The organism is Verrucomicrobiia bacterium, from assembly GCA_035765895.1.
Classification (GTDB): domain Bacteria; phylum Verrucomicrobiota; class Verrucomicrobiia; order Limisphaerales; family DSYF01; genus DSYF01.
This window is the reverse complement of sequence record DASTWL010000016.1, coordinates 42132-60814: the sequence shown is the minus strand read 5'-3', so window position 1 is coordinate 60814 and position 18683 is coordinate 42132. Positions and strand designations below refer to the sequence as shown.

At 60.6% G+C, this 18683-nt stretch carries 15 protein-coding genes and 1 tRNA gene; 3 read left to right on the top strand and 13 right to left on the bottom strand.

Going from position 1 to position 18683, the window contains the following annotated elements:
• Positions 1–17: 17 nt before the first annotated feature.
• Positions 18–6863 (bottom strand): autotransporter-associated beta strand repeat-containing protein, encoded by a 6846-nt coding sequence (locus VFV96_03980; protein HEU5069556.1) that lies wholly within the window; start codon positions 6861–6863, stop codon positions 18–20.
• Positions 6864–8200: 1337 nt separating this feature from the next.
• Positions 8201–9103, bottom strand: coding sequence for an oxidoreductase (locus VFV96_03975; protein HEU5069555.1), 903 nt, complete (start codon positions 9101–9103; stop codon positions 8201–8203).
• Between the two features lie 67 nt (positions 9104–9170).
• Here VFV96_03975 and VFV96_03970 point away from each other — a divergent pair, with 67 nt between their 5' ends.
• A complete protein-coding gene (locus VFV96_03970; GenBank protein HEU5069554.1) occupies positions 9171–9803 on the top strand; it encodes a TetR/AcrR family transcriptional regulator in 633 nt (210 codons plus the stop codon).
• Between the two features lie 47 nt (positions 9804–9850).
• The gene (locus VFV96_03965; GenBank protein ID HEU5069553.1) at positions 9851–10576 is read left to right on the top strand and encodes a DJ-1/PfpI family protein; all 726 of its coding nucleotides are present in this window, start codon (positions 9851–9853) and stop codon (positions 10574–10576) included.
• Positions 10577–10960: 384 nt separating this feature from the next.
• Here VFV96_03965 and VFV96_03960 read toward each other — a convergent pair whose 3' ends face one another.
• From VFV96_03960 to VFV96_03950, 3 genes are all read right to left on the bottom strand, one after another.
• Complete coding sequence (locus VFV96_03960; protein HEU5069552.1) at positions 10961–11602, bottom strand: hypothetical protein; 642 nt, start codon at positions 11600–11602, stop codon at positions 10961–10963.
• A gap of 214 nt (positions 11603–11816) precedes the next feature.
• Positions 11817–11893: transfer RNA gene (locus VFV96_03955), tRNA-Gly, on the bottom strand.
• Positions 11894–11968: 75 nt separating this feature from the next.
• Positions 11969–12391 carry a response regulator gene (locus VFV96_03950; GenBank protein HEU5069551.1) on the bottom strand — a complete coding sequence of 141 codons (423 nt, stop codon included), beginning with the start codon at positions 12389–12391 and terminating at the stop codon, positions 11969–11971.
• 197 nt (positions 12392–12588) lie between these two features.
• Here VFV96_03950 and ubiE point away from each other — a divergent pair, with 197 nt between their 5' ends.
• On the top strand, positions 12589–13320 hold the full coding sequence (gene ubiE / locus VFV96_03945; protein HEU5069550.1) for a bifunctional demethylmenaquinone methyltransferase/2-methoxy-6-polyprenyl-1,4-benzoquinol methylase UbiE: 732 nt from the start codon (positions 12589–12591) through the stop codon (positions 13318–13320).
• A 4-nt stretch (positions 13321–13324) separates the two neighbouring features.
• Here the strand turns inward: ubiE and VFV96_03940 are convergent, their stop codons facing one another.
• From VFV96_03940 to VFV96_03905, 8 genes are all read right to left on the bottom strand, one after another.
• Entirely contained in the window at positions 13325–13774 is a 450-nt protein-coding gene (locus VFV96_03940) for a hypothetical protein (protein HEU5069549.1), read from the bottom strand.
• Between the two features lie 4 nt (positions 13775–13778).
• Positions 13779–14282, bottom strand: a complete 504-nt coding sequence (locus VFV96_03935) for a hypothetical protein (protein ID HEU5069548.1) — start codon at positions 14280–14282, stop codon at positions 13779–13781.
• Complete coding sequence (locus VFV96_03930) at positions 14272–14586, bottom strand: hypothetical protein (GenBank protein ID HEU5069547.1); 315 nt, start codon at positions 14584–14586, stop codon at positions 14272–14274. The genes VFV96_03935 and VFV96_03930 overlap by 11 nt, the downstream gene beginning before the upstream one ends.
• Positions 14583–15758 (bottom strand): hypothetical protein, encoded by a 1176-nt coding sequence (locus VFV96_03925; protein HEU5069546.1) that lies wholly within the window; start codon positions 15756–15758, stop codon positions 14583–14585. The genes VFV96_03930 and VFV96_03925 overlap by 4 nt, the downstream gene beginning before the upstream one ends.
• Before the next feature lie 13 nt (positions 15759–15771).
• Positions 15772–16497, bottom strand: coding sequence for a DUF1361 domain-containing protein (locus VFV96_03920; protein ID HEU5069545.1), 726 nt, complete (start codon positions 16495–16497; stop codon positions 15772–15774).
• Between the two features lie 2 nt (positions 16498–16499).
• Positions 16500–17276 (bottom strand): hypothetical protein, encoded by a 777-nt coding sequence (locus tag VFV96_03915; protein HEU5069544.1) that lies wholly within the window; start codon positions 17274–17276, stop codon positions 16500–16502.
• Between the two features lie 33 nt (positions 17277–17309).
• Positions 17310–17861 (bottom strand): hypothetical protein, encoded by a 552-nt coding sequence (locus VFV96_03910; GenBank protein HEU5069543.1) that lies wholly within the window; start codon positions 17859–17861, stop codon positions 17310–17312.
• A gap of 86 nt (positions 17862–17947) precedes the next feature.
• Positions 17948–18682 (bottom strand): hypothetical protein, encoded by a 735-nt coding sequence (locus VFV96_03905; GenBank protein HEU5069542.1) that lies wholly within the window; start codon positions 18680–18682, stop codon positions 17948–17950.
• Position 18683 lies beyond the last annotated feature (1 nt).

Sequence of the window (18683 nt, the reverse complement as noted above, 5' to 3'; positions counted from 1 at the left end):
CCCGCTCTGACCAACCGTCAGAGCTTCAGGCGATAGAATACCGCACCGTTGGCTGTGCCCACAGGTGTCGTGACGGAGTTCGTCGTTGCGGAGCCGGGCACATCCACCCAGTTGGTGCTCAGGCCGACCGCGCGGGAGTTGGTCTGCACCTGCAGCGTCCAGCCCGTGTGATCCTCCGGCCAGGACAAGATCATGTTGCCGCCCCCCACCGAAACCGAAAGGTTCGTCGGGTTGGGATTGACCGTGGTGCTGCTGACCACGGCGATGGTCCCATCCACGGCCAGCTTGTTCGTCCAATACAAATCGGGACTCGGCAATGCCGGCAGATTCACCGTCCCGAATGCGCCGCTGATCGGCGTGCTGAACAGCGTGAAGGTGTCGCCCGCGACAAACCCGGTTGATCCAAGGTTGTTCACGGTCAACGTCGCCCCCGGACCGACCACCACGCTGGGCGCCGCCAGTTTGTCGCTGGCCGGCACCGCCGTTCGATCAACCCTCATGATCGCCGTGCCGCCAATCGTGGTGTTGCCCGCCGTCAGCGTGCCGATGGCGGCCGTCAGCGCCCCACGAGCAGGCGTGCCAGGAATCAGATTGCCTCCGGCTTGCACGTTAACCGGACCATTGATGGAACCGACGCCACTAAGAGTGCCACCGGGGTAAACGGTGACCGGCGAATTGCCGTTCGCTCCGTTGACCACGAGCGTCCCCGCCGCCACGGTCGTGGCGCCGGTGTAGGTATTGTTCGCGGCCAGCACAATGGTGCCCACATTGCCGCTGACGCCGTTGATCTGGAGATTGCCACCGCCGGCGATGAGGGCGGTCACATTCAAGGTTTCCGCCGCCCCCGAGCTGCCGTTGGCAGCCATGGTGCTGGTTAAGCCGGTTTGGAGTGTGACCGAACCTGCCAAGGTTTCCGTGAGATTGTCGGACGTCGAAACCCCGTAAAGCACCAACCCGCCATTCATCAGCAGATTGTCAACGGTGATGATCTGCCCGCCGGTCCCCTTGAACAGAAGTTGTCCTCCCAGATCAACCGCCAGAATGCTTCCACCGAAGGTGTAAGCACTGGTGTCCGCCGGGGAACGCAGCAAGAACGAGCGCGTGGAATACCCGTTGATGTTTGAGGGCGGCGTGAAGTCCTGCCAGCTGTTGCCTGTGTTGAAGCTGGAGGCTCCGAACCCATCATTGGCCACGAGCGGAACCCAGTTCAACGAGCCCACCGCCGTCACCACCAGATCGATGGATGTGTTGGCCGTGTTGTTCGACAACGTGGCCGTGACACCGTAAGGCAGTGCGCCCAACTGGAAGTTGCTCAGGTTCGCCAATGGCGTGCCGGTATAATCCACCAGCGGGAACTGACCCGCGGAAAAACCGTAACCCAGCACGTTGATTGTGGTGGTGCCCGAGACGTTGACACCACCGGCGATGTTGAGCGCCACGGCGGGTGTGCCGGACAGCTGGTCGTAGTTCAGATTCATCGCCGATGTGCCGGCCAGGTTCAGGGTCGCCGCGCTGACCGATCCCGAGCCGCCATTCACCATCAAGCCGAGCACGGCATTACTGACCGTCAGGGTGTTCAGCGTGTAAGCCGAATTGGGGCCAACATTCAAAGTGCCGGCGCTGACCACCGTCGGACCCGTGTAGGATGAATACATATTGTCGGCCAGGGTCAACGAGCCGTTGCCGCGCTTGATCAAGCCGCCGTCGGTGGGATTGTCGCCTTCGATCGTGCTGTGCTGCAAACTTGAGGCAATGGTGACGTTGAAGTTGGTGGTGTCCACGATCGCGCCACCGTTGCGGACATTGACCAGAGTCAGGTTGGTCAAAAATCCGAAATTGTCGCCACTCGGGACCAGCACGCCACCATTGAAGTTAAACGTGGCGTTGGCCGCGATGGACGAAGTGACGCGAGCCGCGCGCAAGACCCCACCTTCCAAGTTGTAAGTGCCGCTGGCCCCGGCGAAGCGCATGATGTTCACGTCCCCGTTGGCGTTGACGAGGCCGCCGGACTGATTGAACGTGCCCGGTCCGGCCGAGCCCACGCGGATGCCGCCACCGGCGGTCAAGGTGCCGCCGGAGAGGTTGTAAACGCCCACGCCGCCGACGGAGGTGGCTTCGACCCGGCCGCCGATGCAGAACGTGCCCGCACCGGTGGCCAGTTGGGTCACGGTGCCGCCGGTTTGATAGACCGTGCCGGTGGCGGTGGAACTCGCCGCGTTGGCCGAACCGATGAAGAGCGAGTTGACCATGAGGCTGGCCGAATCTTGAACATACAAGGTGCCCACGGACGAACCCACGTCGCCCACGTTGAGGTCGTTGTTGCCCGTAAAGTTCGCCGTGCCTTTCAACGTCAGCGTGCCGTTTTCAGTGCCGCCTTGGGCGACGCTCACGTAGCTGCCCGCCGTGAGCGCGCCCGAATCGAGCGTCAGCGCACCGGCGCGCACAAAGACGTTCACGGAGACGCTGTTGCTGCCCGGCAGCGTGAGCACACCGTTGCCGGTCTTGGTCAGGGTGCCAATGCCCGTGATGTTGCCGGCGAACGTGGTGTTTGAACTGTTATTGACCGTGAGCATCGGCGAGCCCGTTGAGGCGGTCACCGCACTGTTGCCGGTAAGATTGGCCAGTGACTGGTTGGCCCCAAGGCTGAAGGTGCCGTTCGAGAGCACCGTGCTGCCCAGGTAGGTGCCAGGCACGTTCATCGTCACCGTGCCGGCGCCGACTTTCGTCAGCCCGGACGCGGAATTGATCTGTCCGTTGCCCTGGAAGGTGTAGTTGACCGCCGTGTTGTTGATGGTGACGCTGGCCGGGCTGACGGTGTTGCTCACCAGCACCGAGCCGCTGCCCGAATCATTGAAAGTAACCGCGTCGCCCGGCGGCACCGTCTCCAGATACACGGTCGGCAAGCCGCCAATCAGCCAATTGGTGGTTGTGTTCAGATCCCAGAGGTTCGGAGAAATGCTGTTGGTTCCCGTCCAGACGATGCCCTCACCCACGGAGGAAACCATCACATAGAGCACCTTGTTCACCACGTCGTTGGAAAGCGTTGCCGTTACGCCACGCGGACCTTCAACCGTGCTGGCGAACGCGCCCGAAAGGCTGCCGTATTTGAGGACCGGGAAGGTGCCCACCGCAAAACTGCCGCCGATGCGGATGACGCTGGTGCCGTTGATGGTGACCACGCCCGCCTGAAGGGCGGCGTTGGTCGGATTCCCGACGAAGGTGTAGGAGAAGTCCAGCGTCGTCGCGCCACCGGCGCCCAAGGTAAGGCTGCCAATCGTGGCGCTGTTGCTCACCGAACTGGCCGAGACACCAAAACTGGCGTTATTGGCGACGGCAACGTCTCCTCCCGCCTGATAGGCCGGGGTGATGAACAACTCGCCGTTGTTAACAGTGGTGCCACCGGTGTAGGTGTTCGCCGCCGTCAGTGTGGTGGTGCCGGCGCCATCCTGCACCACGGAACCAGCCCCGGTGATGGGACCGCCGTTGAAATGAGTGCCTTGCACGAGCGCATTGGTGCGGTTGAAGATCAGGGTGCCGTCGTTGACGATGGCCCCGCTGGTGGAGAGTGAACCCGTGCCGCCGCCGTTGCCCAGTTGCAATGTCGCACCCGGGCTGATGGTAGTGCCCTGACTGTAGGTGTTCGCACCGCTCAGGATGAGCTTGCCCGTGCCGGCCACGGTGCGGGCCATGGCTCCGCCCAACACGCCGCTGAACTCCGTCACCGGATTGTTCACCGTCAGAATCTTCGACGAGCTGTTGGCAGCGGAACCTGTGAATTTCAAATTTCCCGTTCCTGCGAAGATGTTGTTTCCGCCGGCACCACTGCCAAAGTTGAGATTGTTGGTAATGACCCGCGCGGTGCTGTCGGACGATTGAAGCGTGACGCCATCGGCCAGGTTCAACCGGCTGCTGCCAAATGCCTGGTCGCGGCCGATGACCACGGTGCCCCCGTTGACAGCGGTGTCGGAAGCGCCGTTGTTCCCGTAGGTATTGGCATTCAAAAGCACCAGCGTGCCCGCACCCGTTTTGGTCAGGCCAAACGCGCCGCTGATGGATCCGCCGATGGTCAGCGTGTTGGCATCCACGTTCACCGTGCGGGTGCCCGTCAGGGTCACAGGTCCGGTGCCGAGGTTGAGGCTGTTCGCCGTGCCGGCGTAGGAAAAGTTGCCACCCCAGACCTGCGCATTGTTCGGGAGCAGCGTCAAATCGCCGCCGCTCGTGTTGTCAAGCGTGCCACCGGTGATCGTAAACGTGCCCGTGCCGACCGCGGAGCCATTACCCAGGTTCAACTGGCCGGCCGAGAGGGTCATCCCGCCGCCGAAGGTGTTCGCGCCGGAAAGCGTCAGGGCACCGTCCCCCGTCTTGGTCAGCGAAATCGTTCCGCCGCCAATTGCGCCACCCACGCTGAGCGTGTTGGCGCTGACGTTAATCTGCCGGCTGGCATTGGGCGTTACGGCCCCCGTGCCGAGATTCAGGTTGTAACCTGCGCCAGCGTAACCGAAGTCGCCGTTCCAGTTTTGCGGATTATTGGGGAGCAAGGTGACATCGCCCGGCCCCGTGTTCCCCAAGGAACCGCCGTTGATGGTCAACGGGCCGGTGCCAATCGCCGAATTGGCACTGCTCGTGCCGCCGTCGTTGATGTTCAACTGGCCGGCACTCAAGGTGGTGCCGCCGCTGTAAGTGTTCGGGCCGGAAAGCGTGAGGGTGCCACTGCCCGATTTGGCCAGGCCGGTGGTTCCGCCGATGACGTTCGCGCCGCTGGAGGCAATGGCGTATTCCGTGGCCGTGTTGTCCACGTTCACCTGGCCCGGCGACACCGCCGCCGTCACCGTGACGGCCTGTGGACCAGCAACGGTGTCATTGAACAGAACACTATCGCCATCTTTGTAGGTGTTCACTGGCGAATTATTGGCGGCGTTGCCCGCCCAATTGGCAGTGCTGAGGACATCCCAGTTTCCTCCAGGGGCGGCGGCATTCCAAATATCCGAAACGGTGTCCACCACGAAGGTCAGGGTGGTTCCCGAAACCGCGAGATGACCGCTCACCCCCGGCGGCTGGATGCCCAACGTGTAACCGGCCGTCGAGCCGGCCATGTTGCCCAGGAGCGGGTAACCGGTGCCCCCAACGGCAATGGCCCCGCTGATGCTTTTGACGTGGACCGTCACGGTTCCATTCCGGGTCACCGAACCGGGGTTGAGCGGGGCCGTGGTCGTGCCCGCGTTGGCCACGTTGTTGAATTCCAAGGTGCAGCCGGCGCTCGTCCCCAAGGTCATTGTGGCCGGCTGCCATTGTGCCCAACTGGTCACGTTAACGCCAAGGCTGGCGCCGTCGGCAACACTCGCGGCGCCCGCGCTGGCCTGCTGTGAATCCACGACCAATTTGCCGGCGCTGACGGTTGTGGTGCCGCTGTAGCTGTTCCCCTGTGTAAAAGTGGTCGTGCCGGTGCCGGCCTGGGTGAACGAGCCAATGCCCGTGATATAACCGCCGCCGAAGTCCACGCCCTGCACCGTCTCATTATTCCGGTTGATCGTCAGGTTGCCGTCATCCTGAATGTAGCCCAGGCCATAAAGCGAACCCGTGGCCCCGCCGTCGCCCAACTGCAACGAACCACCACTGATGGTGGTGGCGCCGTCGTAGGTGTTGGCGCCCGAAAGAATCAATGTCCCGGCGCCGATCTTGGTCAGGCTGCCGCCAGCACCGCTCAATACGCCGGAGTAAGTTGTGCTTTGGCCATTGTTGCCGACGGTCAGGGCCACGCCCACACTCGAAGTGTTGAGCAAGCTCTGATTGCGCGAGCCTTTCAGGCCTCCCAGGACCGCCGCCACGGTTCCGACGCTGCCGCGAAAACTCAAAGCGCCCGCATCGGCCACATTCAAGTCCACGGTGCTGTTCTGCAACGCCAGACTGGTGCCCGACGGCCCTCCCGGGGTCAGGCTCAGTTGCAGGCTGCCGGCCGCGATGCGGGTGTCGCCGCTGAAGGTGTTCGAGCCGGAAATATTGAAGGTGGAGGGACCAGCTTTGATGAGACCGACGCCGGGATTGCCGGAAATAACCCCCGACATGAAGGCGCTGGGATTCGCCGTGCTGGCGACCGTGATCGTCCGGGTTGCTGAACCGAGGTTAACGTCTCCCGTCAAGGTGAGGGCGTTGCCGCCGGCGTTGGCGCTGTTGAACGTAAAATCGCCGCCGACCGTCAACGCATTGGTGAGCGTCCGGCTGGCGATGCGCGCGGCCAGCGACCCGCCGTTGATGATCAACGGCCCTGAACCAAACGCGAAGCTGGTGGAGAACTGAATCTCGCCCGCATTCAGGATCGTGCCACCGCTGTAGGTGTTTCCACTGTTGTTAATATAAACACCCCCGACCCCATTCTTGGTGAGCGTGCGCGACCCGCTTTCGCTGATCGTTCCGGCGATTCGCAAGGAATTGCCGCTGTTGTCCGTGCCTGTCACGGCGGTATCAATGGTCAGATCGTCCGCCAGCGTGATCGGCGCGGAAATCACGTCCAAAACGGTATTGGCAGCCGTCGGTTTGGCCAGCAACGCACCGTTGCCGTTGTTGTTGAATATCAAACTCGCCCCCCCACTCGCCGCCACCGTGTAGACGAAGTAACCGGGAGTCGGATCGCCAATGTTCAACGTGCCCACGCTGCGCGAAGTCGCATCATTCGTCACCGTGCGGGCAGCCGTGAGGTCGAAGGTGAGATTGGCCGTATCCCCGGCGGCGTTAGGGACGCCAGCCGTCCACTTGGTCGCATCGCTCCAGTTCCCGGCAGCGTCCGCATTCCAACTGCTGTCGGTCGCGCGGCTGTTCAACGCCGCGACCAGTGTCACTGCGGCAATCAGGCAGTATTTCTTGTTCATACGAGATGAGGGGCTTGGTTGAGGGGTTTCAGGCTGAACTTGCACAGTCGTTCCCGCTGGCGGGTGCCACCCCGGCGGCCCAATGACCGGCCGCACCAAAACCGCTGGTGTGATGAGCGGTCAGCGTCCACAGGTAAGGCCGGCGGACGCGGGCGGAGGAATCACCTTGGGAGGGGATTTGTTGGGACGGGCTGTTCATTTGTTGTCTGGGTTGAAGTCGTCACCCCCCAGCCCGCTACCGCACCCCAATGAGGCAGGCGACGGCGAGATGCTTAGAGACGGGCTTGGACTTCATTCCCTCAGTGCGCATTTACCTCCCGAAAACGGAAAAAGAAATTGCTGCCGGCTCCCTGAATCCGTTCCACCGGGGACATCGCGCGAGTGGCGGCCGGGCCGGCCAATGAACAGCGCGGGCGCCTTCAGGCTTCAGCGACGGTCATATGCTGGAAAAGCGCGACCCAAAACGACGAACGCTTGGTGAAGATTTCCAGAAAGAAACGGATTTGCGGGAGAAAATGGAGCGAGCGAAGGGATTCGAAGCGCCCGCGCATGGGTGAACCGATGCACTGAAATGCACTGAGGTACATTTCGTTACCGTTGAGATGAACACCAAGACTAACCGGGCGGCACCAAGGTAAGGACTTTCTTTAGCAAATTGCTGCAAAAGAACACGGGCGAGCTTGAGGGCTGCGAACTATGAGTCTCTAAGAAGCTTTTTGCTCAACGCCTGCTGGCTAATACCAAGCAGCTTGGCCGCCTTTGTTTGGTTGCCGTCTGATTCTTGGACCGCATCTTCAATAAAGACCCCTTCGATCTCGGCAAGCCTATCGCGCAGCCTAATCTGGTTCTGTTTGTTTAAAGTCCTCGTTCAATCGGCGGAGGATCCCCTGAGCCACGATGGCGTGAACGGTGCGCGTAACAACTGGATTGAAGAAACGTGAGGCGGAGGAAGGACGGAATGAGCGAAAACGACAGCCTGCCCGAATTAAACAAACTGTCCCTGGGATGCGTGACTTTCCGCGCTTGGGAAAATCAGACTGTTGGGCAGCGCTTCACGTCGGACTTTGCTGGATGGCGGGGGAAGAAAAACCGGCTACGGTGAGGATTGGTCAGGCCGCGAAGGATGCTGGCACGCATCGTCGCCAAACATAAATCCAACCGGCTGGTCGAAACGGCTGCCCCCCAAATGATTAACCACGAATCCCGACACAAACAGGTCGAATAGACAATTCACAACGTCCAAGGCAAAAATTGATGCCAAAGAATCATCCCAAAAGATCGACATAACAATTTTTTTCTATCGTTATAATTCCTATTGGTGCAGTTAAAAATTAATTTTAATGCTCAATTTGCTGAGGGGTGGCAAGGGATGTCTGCGGTATCATTTTGCCGTCCGGCATTTCTGAGAAGTTCGTGGACCGAGAAAGTTGGTGCCACACCGCCATTTCGGCCCGTATTGAATCAATTTTTTCGGAAACAAGCTTGAGGGCGTCTTCACCGAGAAACAGTCGCACAGGCGGCTCGGCAGAGTCAACCAACGCAAGGAGCACTTCTGCGGCTTTCGCCGGGTCGCCCGGCTGCTTGCCGCTCTTGGCTTGGCGGGCTGCCCTAACGGGGTCCATCACTTGGTCGTAGTCAGCGATACTTCGCGGCGAACGCTGCATTGAGCGACCTGCCCAATCGGTGCGGAATTGGCCGGGAGCGAGGGTCGTGACGTGAATGCCCAGGTGCTTTACTTCCTTGCCCAGTGCCTCGGAAATTCCCTCAAGCGCGAACTTGCTCCCGCAGTAGTATGCAATCCCAGGGAACGTAATGAAGCCCCCCATTGAAGTCACGTTGATGATTCGGCCTGACCTTCGCTGCCGCATTCCGGGTAGTATGGCTTTTATCATCGCGACAGCTCCGAATACGTTGGCGTCGAACTGCTGCCGCAGCTCGTTCAGAGTTGACTCTTCGAGCACACCCTCGTGACCATAGCCGGCATTGTTCACGAGGACATCTATCGGGCCCGCCTCGCGTTCGGCTCGTATGATCGCAGTTGGGATGGCGTCGAAATCGGTCACGTCAAGAATAAGAGGGTGCGCTCGTGTTGATAGGGCCGCGAATGCGGCCCCGGCGTCGGCATGCCGAACAGTGCCGATCACGGTGTGGCCAGCCTGGAGCGCCGCCTTGGCGAACGCCTGACCGAGACCGGAACTCACACCGGTGATTAAGAATGTTTTGATTTTACTATTATTCATATTGTGCCCGAACGAATATCATGATATACACTGTATATCATGATGTCAAATTGAAACAAGGAAACCAATGTCCCAGTCAACAGAATCCCTACGATCCCGAAACAAGCGAGCTGCTCGCGACGCAGTCCTCGATGCGGCAGAGCGACTTCTGCGATCAGCCGGCACGGCCGACTTCTCGATGCGCGCCCTCGCGGCAGAGGCACATGTTGGATTCGTGACTCCGTTCAATCACTTCGGAAGTAAAACGGAAATAATGCGCGCAATTTCCACCCGGCTGATTGAGCGCATGTCGGTGGCGTTTCAGGCGAGGGCGATAAGAGGCGACCTGATAGACCGAACTTTCGCCATGGCGGACGTTGCAGTCGAGCAAATGCTTGAGCAGCCCGATGTTCACCGGGCAGTCATCGGGGCGCTCGGCGCCCCGAGCTCGACGCCAAGTGCGGTCATGTCGCAATCGCGGTCACTTTGGGTGATGGCGCTAAAGGGCGGCAGCCAGCGCATTGCTCCAGATGCCCTGCCTTTAGTGGCTTCGCGCCTTGATGAACTGCTTGCCTTAGCCTTCCGCGGCTGTTTGTCGTTTTGGGTGGCTGGCGAAATTAGCGACAATGAACTCCGCCTGAATGTCCGCCGTGCGTTCGCCTCTGTCCTGCTTGGATTTGTAAGGCCAGAATGCCGCGGCCCCCTCCTGTCGCAACTGTGAAGCCCTGTTGAATTGATCAAAAGCCTTCCAACCATGGATCTGCACAAATGACTACGATTCCTTTGGACACTCATCTTACCATCGGCGGCCTCATCTATCCGGACATGGATCAGTGCGATTTTACGGGTCCGTTTGAAGCCTTGGCACGCGTTCCGAACTCACACTTCCTGACCATCTGGAAGGATAAGAACCCGGTTCGGGATCTGGCCGGGTTACAATTGTCGGCCGACACCACCATTGCCGAAGCGCCGCAGCTTGATGTGCTATTGGTTCCGGGTGGTCATGGTCAGGAAGCACTCATGCACGATGAAAAAGTGCTTTCCTTCATCCGCAATCAGGCGGCTGGCGCAAGGTTTGTTTTTTCCGTTTGCACAGGTGCGCTGTTGTGCGGTGCAGCCGGCTTGCTACAAGGCAAACGGGCGACCACACACTGGACCGCCATGGAAGTTCTTCCCTATTTTGGTGCGACACCTTGCGATGAGCGCGTTGTCGTCGACGGAAAATTGATCACCGCTGGCGGCGTAACGTCGGGGATTGATGGCTCGCTCATCGTCGTGTCGCTGCTGCGCGGCGAAACCGTGGCGCAGGAACTGCAACTTTACATGGCGTATGATCCGCATCCGCCATTTCAATCGGGATCGCCCGCCAGCGCGCCTGCGTCAATTCTCCGCTCGGTGACTCAGCGAGCCAAACCCATCACTGAACAACGCCTCGACACTGCGCGTGCCTATAAACAACGCTTGAAGCAGACCTATGGGCAGCAACCGGATTGAACCGAAAAAATCCTATCTGGTTAAGATAAGCCGCAAGGGATACGAACCCGTTGAAGTTTCAAATCAATACCAATCCATGAACGGCTGGTTCTGGGCCAATCTTGTTTTTGGAGGGATATTGGGGCGATTGTGGATAATGCTGACGGAGCTTCAAGTAAACTTGGACCGGATGATATTAAGGTGATGTTGCCGCATCGCAGGACAGGTTGAGTAGCAGCTCTGTGCCGCTGGACGGCAAGGAATGTTCCCGGAACCCAGCCAGCATTTACGGTGCGGGCGACAGGGCGACATGGGTAATGAACGCCGTGTTATCACTGTAAGGTCCAAAACCCGAAATAGCCGTGAACTTGATGATGTATGCCTTGTTGACTCGATGCTCGGTTGTTAGGGGCTGTCACACTGCTTTCCGATTTGGATGTCGGGGCATTTTGCCGTCCGAATCGTCTTCCCCATCTGGCTGACTTGCCCCTCAAGATCACGGGAGAAGGCCGACACTTCCGCCGTCACATCACGCAACGTGAAAAACTCCTTCGGCTCAATCTCGCCGTGGCGGACAAACTGATTATTGATGTGGCAGAGAAAGCAGCGACGAATCTTGATGCCCGCCTCGGTGAACACCCACGCCTGAAATGCCAAATCTGGAATGTGGACATCCTTCAATGACGTAGTTGATTTGACTTCAATGATGTCCCATTCGTCCTTGCCGACGGGATTCAGGATGTCGGCTCGGGCAAATCCGCCGTTGGCGGAAACCGTGGCCTCAAATATCGGACGCCTTGAGGCAAGGTGCTTTTGGGTCAACTGAATTGCCCCCTCGAAGTCGCTGGGGTCTGTATCAACTGCGAGGCCGTTCGGGAACATCCGCTTGGCCAATGCTCCAACTTCATGCCCTTGGTCAAATACGGCTTGAAGGGCTGCGTCAACTTCAGGGAACAGATGTTTGGCGTTGTAGGCACTCCAAATCAGCTTAGGGCATTGCAGCCCTTGAAGGAACTTCGACTTTGAGATGTAAGGGGTGTGCCCCATTTAGGCCCGAGTATCCCACGGCCCAAAGAATCCGGCAATTTGTTCAGGTCCGATGCTTGGGCAAACAAGCCACGTGCGTTCTAACGGGGATTCTAACGCCAGCCCACTTTATGCCTCAAAAATCCCTGAAACTGTTGCCGGACGGTGATTGCAGGTTTATGCTCAAAAAGGCCGAAAAATCTCAATAAAATCGGGAGAAACTATGAAGAAAAAATGGAGCGAGCGAAGGGATTCGAACCCTCGACATTCACCTTGGCAAGGTGACGCTCTACCAGACTGAGCTACGCTCGCTTCCAAAGTAGCGGCGCCCACACTACTGATGCGCACCGCATTTGCAAGCCCCGATTTGACCGGGGCTGGCATGGGTCAGGCGGAAGCCGGGGCGGTGCCCGATTGCGCCAGCGTTTGTTGTATCACCTCGATCAACCCCTCGTTGTCCACGGGCTTGGTGAAGAAGGCGGTGGCACCCAACGCGAGGGCCTTTTCCTGATATTCGGCGGGGTCTTCGCCGGTGATGATGACGATGGGAACGCCGCGGGATTCGTCAATGCGCTGAAGCCATTGCATGATGCGGAATCCGTCCCACGCGACGCCGCCGCCGTGTTCCACGTCCGGCGGAAAACTGATGTCCAGCACGATCAGGTGCGGCTGCGCCTCGCGGACCATCCGGATGGTTTCGCTGCCATCCAAAGCCGTGAAGACCGAATAACCCGCCGAGGTGAGCACCAGTTGAAGTGCCTTCAACACCACTGGATTGTCATCTACCACCAGGATTCTATGCGCGTTCATGGATCGGGCCCGTCGAGCGGGAGATACGCTCCCTCAAAGCAGTCCACATGCCTTCCGCCCACGGTGACTGCGGGACAAGACGCCCCGGTTCCCGCCGGCGCAAAGCCGGGTCGGGCCACGCACGTTCCCCAAATTGAATTCGCCTGCATGTCCATTTTCGGGCAAGATGCCTCCGCTTTTGGGACAATTTAGCGCGCATGGCGAACGCCTTTTATGATGCCGGTGAACAGCGGGCGGCAAAGGTCAACGACCTCTTTGCCGTCATTGCCCGCCGTTACGATTTCATCAACGATCTGCAAAGCTTCGGCCTGCATCGTCGTTGGAAAAACCGGCTGGCGAAACTGGCACACATCCGGCCGGGCAACACGGCTTTGGATGTTTGCTGCGGGACAGGCGACATCGCCGCCCGCCTCGCCCGCGCCGGGGCAACCGTGACCGGGCTCGACTTCAGTGCTCCCATGCTGGAAGTCGCCCGCGAGCGGAACGCCAAAACGACGGCGGGCGGCGCCGCGGCGCCGAAGTTCCTTCAGGGTGATGCCATGCAACTGCCGTTCAGCGACGCGAGCTTCGACGTGGTCACGGTCGGTTACGGCCTGCGCAACCTCGCCCGCTGGCAAACCGGCCTGGCGGAAATGTTGCGGGTTGCCAAACCCGGCGGGCGGGTGCTGGTGCTCGATTTTGGCAAGCCCGACAACGCACTGTGGCGGGCGTTGTATTTCTCGTATCTGCGCGTGTTCGTTCCGCTGCTTGGGTTGTTGTTCTGCGGCAACGCGTCGGCCTACGCTTACATTCTGGAATCGTTGAAACATTATCCGGCCCAGAACGGCGTCGCGGCGCACATGCGCGAACTCGGCCTGAACCACGTCCGCATCGTCAATCTCCTCGGCGGCATGATGAGCATCAATTACGGCGAGAAACGCGCGGGTTGAACTGTCACACCGGCTCGGAACGCCGCTCGTTTGCGCCTCGCGCACCCGGTTGTCCAGCCGATTGCGCGGCGCCCGCCAGCAGTAAAATTCTTCCGCCACCCACGAAACACGCCGCGATATCGCCGTAGAACGGGAACAGCGGCAGGTGCAGTCGCAAGCCGTGCCCCAGTAAAATGACGCCCTCGGCCACCATCAATGCGCCGAACCAGGGAATCGCCGCGGCAAACTTGCGCGGCCACAGCGTCAGCACCAGATACCAGAGGCCCATCAGCCCGAACGCCCCCGAGGCCATGCGCAGCCAATAATCCAGCATCGGATCGTAGGCGATGGGCCGGGCTCCCAGTCCTTGCAATGCCTGCTCCGCCGCATCCCAACGGGCGAACACGCCGTAAAACGACACGCCCCACACCAAGGCGGAGAAGCCGAGCCACCAGCGCAGCAATCGCAGCTTCATAAATTCATTTCGGCCGGATTTCCAATTCCCTGGCCCAGCGCCGGCACCACCACAGCGGCACGGCGCCGAACACGCCAAACGAACAATCAATCAGCCGCCACCACACGGGAATGCCGCGCACGGCCCCGAAATGGAACGCCCACGGAATCACCATGGCACAGGCAATCAGTCCAAAATCATACAACCATCGGTTTCGCACGGGATCGCGCAACGCGCCAACGAAGGCCACCGCGATCACAACATGGCCAAACGCCAGCCAGTCCGTGCCGTAAAACAACTGCGGTTGCCGGACCTGCGTTTCCACCAGTGCATCGCGGATAAGCAACAGCCAGTGCGTCACCCCGATGCCCGTCGTGGCGCCGGTTTGATTTTCGAGGCCAAGCCAATGGACCAGCGCATTGACTTCTGACACCAACGGGATGGCCGTCACCCCGCTGAGCACCAGCCCGGCGATGAACAGCCAGGTCAGCCCGCGAAGGCGCCGCCGCAGTTGTGTTTCACGATGCATGCTGGTGATTCCGTCCGCAGATTTCCCACAGCTTCAACACGCCCGCCGCGATCAGCAAAATCGGCGCGAGCACCACCGTTGCGAAATACAGGGCCGCATAGCCCAAACCCAGCAGCGCACACACGTCGGACCCGAACCGCGGCTCCGCCATCGTGCCGCTGATGATGGTGGTGAATTCGCGCAGGCCGCCAACGTGGGCAACCACAAAGAGCAAAACAAGCAGCCCGGCGTGCCGCACGAAATCTTTCGGCGATAAAAAATCCGCGCCGATCAACCGCCTGAGCTTGCCCGATGTGTCATTCATGGCTTGACCTCCGCTTTGGCCCACAGGGGTCCGAGCACCGCCGCATACAGCAGGACCGCGTCGCCAACCTGGTTGCTCGCGCAGTATTTTAGCCCGCCCGCCTGCCGTTTGGGAAACGCGGCGAAATCCAGGGTCGTCACCAAGGAGGCAAGATAATCATCATCGCCGAACGAAGCCGCCCCCACCAGGGCCATGCCGCTGGAACCCGCGCTGATGTCCAGCCCCGGAATGATCGGTCCGGAATCGACGTCCGCCGGGCCGTGCCAGGACGCCGGCCATTCACGCGCGCTGCCAAAGCCAAGGTGGCTCTGCGCCAGTTCGCGACGGGCCCGACGGTATTGCTCCCGCGCAAATTCCGGGTCCACCACTTGCAGGCAGTGGGCTACCAGCCAGATGGAGGAGCCTTCCGGTCCGTCCAACGGAGTGCCGTCGGTGGTGAAGCTGGACACCAGCAATCCCGTCCGGCGATCCACAAGCCGCACCTTGGCCAGGGCCAGCCAGTTTCGGATGGCTGCGGAGTGATCCGTTCCATCGAGACGATCGGCAAGCCGCATTGCTGCCAGCGCCACGGCGTGATCGAAGGTCCAGCATTCGTCCGGATAACTCTCCAGCACGAGATGTTTGTTCAAACCTTCCGCGATCCAGTTCAGCCGCTCTGCCAGGAGCGGCTGGAACTCCTTTTTCTCCGCCAACGTGCGTCGGGCTGCCAGCATCAGCGCAATCTCGCCATCGACGAACAGGCTTCGCGCCGGCTGCACCACGTAAGGCCGCACCTTCGCATAACCCATCAAAAAATGCGCCATGCCCTCGTCATGTTCGAGCCGGAGCGTTTCTTCGATGATGCGGTCCATGGTTTTCAGACAGGCGTCCTTTTGCGACGCATCGCGCAGCCCGAGGTTGGCCAGCGACCACACCAGAAAGCTGCGCCCCATGAAGTCCCATTCGGCGTTGCTGCTGCGCATCCGCCGCAGTTCGACCTCGCGCAACGCCGGGTCCGTCCAAAGTTTGAGCTGCCACGCTGCCAGTTCACGCGCCGCGGGCGACACACCGTTTGGCGCGCGGAAATGCGCGACGGGCTTTTGAAAGAAGAAATGAACACAAGGCAGCCAGACCGCCGCCGCAATAAGGAGCGCGACGGCCGCCCGGACAAGACGTTTGGGGAAGGCTTTCACACGCGATTTGGTTTCAATTCGATTCCTCGAGGCCCGGAACCTGATCCCGCGGCCGCTGCGTCATGGCAAACAACATGCCGTAGCCCAGCAACAGAAACAGGCTGAAGAGCGCGACGAATTTGGCGTGGCTCCACTGCGTCGCCAGGTGCCAGGCGCCGTGCCCGACGCCCTCCAACACGCGCACCGGATGCGTCAGCACATTCCAACTGTTCAGCCGCACGAAACGGCCGAGATACACCCCGAAGCCCGCCAGGCCCGACACCCCGGCCACGAACAGCCAGCCCACGCGCCAGCCCCAAAGCCGCGTCACCCAGCCGTGCATCACCTGCAACGACAAAACTCCGGCAAGAAATCCGGTCAGGGCGCAAAACAGGATCAGCATCAAATCCACCCAGAAGGCGTGCGCCCAAACCGCCCGCACATGCACGATGTCCGTGAAGATGTAGGGCGCGTTCGGAAAGAACAACAGCCAGGCAACGCCCAGCCCGATCAACCGGTGATCCCGCATCGGCGAGGTCCGCCCGGCCGCCATCTGGACACGCAAGCGTTCCGCGGCCAGCAGGGCGAACCCCAGCGGCAGCCACGCCAGGAATAAATTCCACACCAGATACGCCGGTTCGATGGAGCGCGTCGCGAGCACCCGATACCCCACCAGCCCCGTCGAAACGATGGAAGCCACGACCAGCGCCAATACCGGGAGGCCCAGCCCGTGCCGTTGAATGATTCGCCACAAACGCATGGCTAGTCCTCCCGCCCCAGGCCGCCCGGCGTCCGGCTTTCACCCTGATCAAGACAATCAAGCCAGTGCTTGAGAAAGAATTTCTTTTCCGTCGCGCCCGGGAACACCGTGTCGGCCGTGCCCACAAGCGGCCGCAGCGCCGTGGTCAATTGCAGGCAGACCAGCACGAAGATCACCGCCCACACGCGCAGCCCGGCCTGTGATTTGGCCTGCGTGCCGGCAAAACCCGCGCCGAGAAAGCGCAGGCCGAAGCCGGTTGCCACCACCCAGAAGAACAGGTGCAGTGCGCCCATCCAGCAAAGGGAGTTGGTGGATTCCGAGAACAACCAGGCCACGGGCGCAAACCCCACGAGCAGGAGGGTCGTCAGCAGCAGCAAACCGGCCACCAGCCCCGCCATCTCCGCCACGCGCGCCCGCGAACCGCTCAGGCAGGCGAAGATGTAAAGACTCGGCAGACAGATGACGGCGGCGACCAGCATTCCGCCTGCGATTTTGAGCGGCGCAATCCACAACTGCGGCCCGCGGGAAAACGTGCCGACCACCACGCCGTAAACCAGCGCGCAAACCAATGCGACCAGCACCATCGCCACCACGACGCGGCCGGCGCCCGGCTGCCGCAGGGCGTGCATGACGCGCCTGGGCTGGCGGAGGATGGATTCGACGGCCGCGCCAAGACCGTGAATCGGCGCCCGCTCCAGCGGATCATCGGATGACAGCGGCGGGGGCGGGATTTGCATTTGCGGCGGCAGCGGTGGCGGAGTCTGGTTTGTTTCGCTCATACGTTTTTCCTATTTGATCGGGTGATTGCGATTTCAATCGGTTGACAAGGACTGAAGTAAAAAGGCGTCTGCATTCGTTGCGGTCGTCAGGAGATAATGATCATCTTCCGCAACCAGCGTCATGGATGCCTCGACACCCTCGATCGCTTCCACCGAAATCTCAGCTCGCGGCCACGCCGTGAAAGGGCAGGGACGAACAAGAAGCCGTAACGGGCGCGCTCCCACCCTCAACCATTCATCACTCTGTTCACCCGGATGGCTCCAATAGAAATGATACAAACCGTTCGAAGGATCGAGGTAATCAAATTGCACTGTGGTTGATGGCGCCCGGCCAAGTGGTGTTTCCCCCCACGTGATTGTCCGGGTAAAATTGAGTTGTGAGGCACCGGCAGGCAGCACCGCTTCATAGAGTCTTACGCGAGCCCCCGGTGAATCTTTAACCCAATGCGCAAAATCTGGCAGCAACCGCACTGCGGACGGCAGGGGTCTTAGTTCGAGCGGTCCGTTTATAGGACGAGGAATCCAATTGGTTCCCGCCTGGAGTTTGGGGCCGTTGACTACCCAATTTCGGAAGAATGCACCCATGATAAAAAGCCCCCCAAACCCAAGGACCGCTGCTGCACCGAGAGCGACAAGAACATTGATCAGAATTGGCGCCCCGCTTTTCATTTTCAGTTGAACAGCCGCACCGCCGAGCGGAACACGGCTTCGAAAAAATTACCGTTCAGCGCATCCGGCCGCAGAAACTGCACCGGCAAATGCGGCGCGCCCACAAACGGGCGCAGAATCCACGAAAGCTGGCTGCCAAAAAACAGATTCGCCGCCAGCCAGGCAAACAACACCCGCACCGCGATCCCCCGCCGGGCCAGGCCACCGGGCGGCCGGCCCGCCAGCGCACCGAGCAACTGGAACAACCGGACGTTCGCCGCCATCCCCGCGAAGGCGATGACCAGCACCAGCACCAGCAGGATGAACGCGTGGGTGGTCGAGTTGTTGGCGCCCGCAGCGAGGGGCGGCGCATTCCAGATGACAAAGGCAGCCAGCGGACTGAAGGCGCCCAGGATGGCCGCCGCCAGGGCGAAGCTCGTAAGAATGACGAGCAGGGCCCGGCGAAATTCCATGTGGAGCCCAAGCAGCGGCGCCAGCATTGCATTCAACAGGGCGTTGGCCACCGCGGTCAGCAGGAGAATGACCGGCAGTTTGACGGCACTGAACACCGCCTGCCAGGGATCGCGCCAGCTGCCCAGCGCCGCGCCGAAGGTTCCCGCCCCAATCACGATGAGTGCCACGTCCCGCGCCACCCGGCGCGCCCGCCACTCCGCCGTCCAGTCCATGAGCGCGGCCACTTCCCCGCGCAGCCGGGCCGCAAGCGAAGAAGGAGGGCAGGCGGGAGAAGAGGTTGCCATG

Bases quoted from the DNA above. Each gene is read 5' to 3' on its own strand.
- VFV96_03980 (HEU5069556.1), bottom strand. From the start codon at position 6,863: ATGAACAAGAAATACTGCCTGATTGCCGCAGTGACACTGGTCGCGGCG.
- VFV96_03975 (HEU5069555.1), bottom strand. From the start codon at position 9,103: ATGAATAATAGTAAAATCAAAACATTCTTAATCACCGGTGTGAGTTCC.
- VFV96_03970 (HEU5069554.1), top strand. From the start codon at position 9,171: ATGTCCCAGTCAACAGAATCCCTACGATCCCGAAACAAGCGAGCTGCT.
- VFV96_03965 (HEU5069553.1), top strand. From the start codon at position 9,851: ATGACTACGATTCCTTTGGACACTCATCTTACCATCGGCGGCCTCATC.
- VFV96_03960 (HEU5069552.1), bottom strand. From the start codon at position 11,602: ATGGGGCACACCCCTTACATCTCAAAGTCGAAGTTCCTTCAAGGGCTG.
- VFV96_03950 (HEU5069551.1), bottom strand. From the start codon at position 12,391: ATGAACGCGCATAGAATCCTGGTGGTAGATGACAATCCAGTGGTGTTG.
- ubiE (HEU5069550.1), top strand. From the start codon at position 12,589: ATGGCGAACGCCTTTTATGATGCCGGTGAACAGCGGGCGGCAAAGGTC.
- VFV96_03940 (HEU5069549.1), bottom strand. From the start codon at position 13,774: ATGAAGCTGCGATTGCTGCGCTGGTGGCTCGGCTTCTCCGCCTTGGTG.
- VFV96_03935 (HEU5069548.1), bottom strand. From the start codon at position 14,282: ATGCATCGTGAAACACAACTGCGGCGGCGCCTTCGCGGGCTGACCTGG.
- VFV96_03930 (HEU5069547.1), bottom strand. From the start codon at position 14,586: ATGAATGACACATCGGGCAAGCTCAGGCGGTTGATCGGCGCGGATTTT.
- VFV96_03920 (HEU5069545.1), bottom strand. From the start codon at position 16,497: ATGCGTTTGTGGCGAATCATTCAACGGCACGGGCTGGGCCTCCCGGTA.
- VFV96_03915 (HEU5069544.1), bottom strand. From the start codon at position 17,276: ATGAGCGAAACAAACCAGACTCCGCCACCGCTGCCGCCGCAAATGCAA.
- VFV96_03910 (HEU5069543.1), bottom strand. From the start codon at position 17,861: ATGGGTGCATTCTTCCGAAATTGGGTAGTCAACGGCCCCAAACTCCAG.
- VFV96_03905 (HEU5069542.1), bottom strand. From the start codon at position 18,682: ATGGCAACCTCTTCTCCCGCCTGCCCTCCTTCTTCGCTTGCGGCCCGG.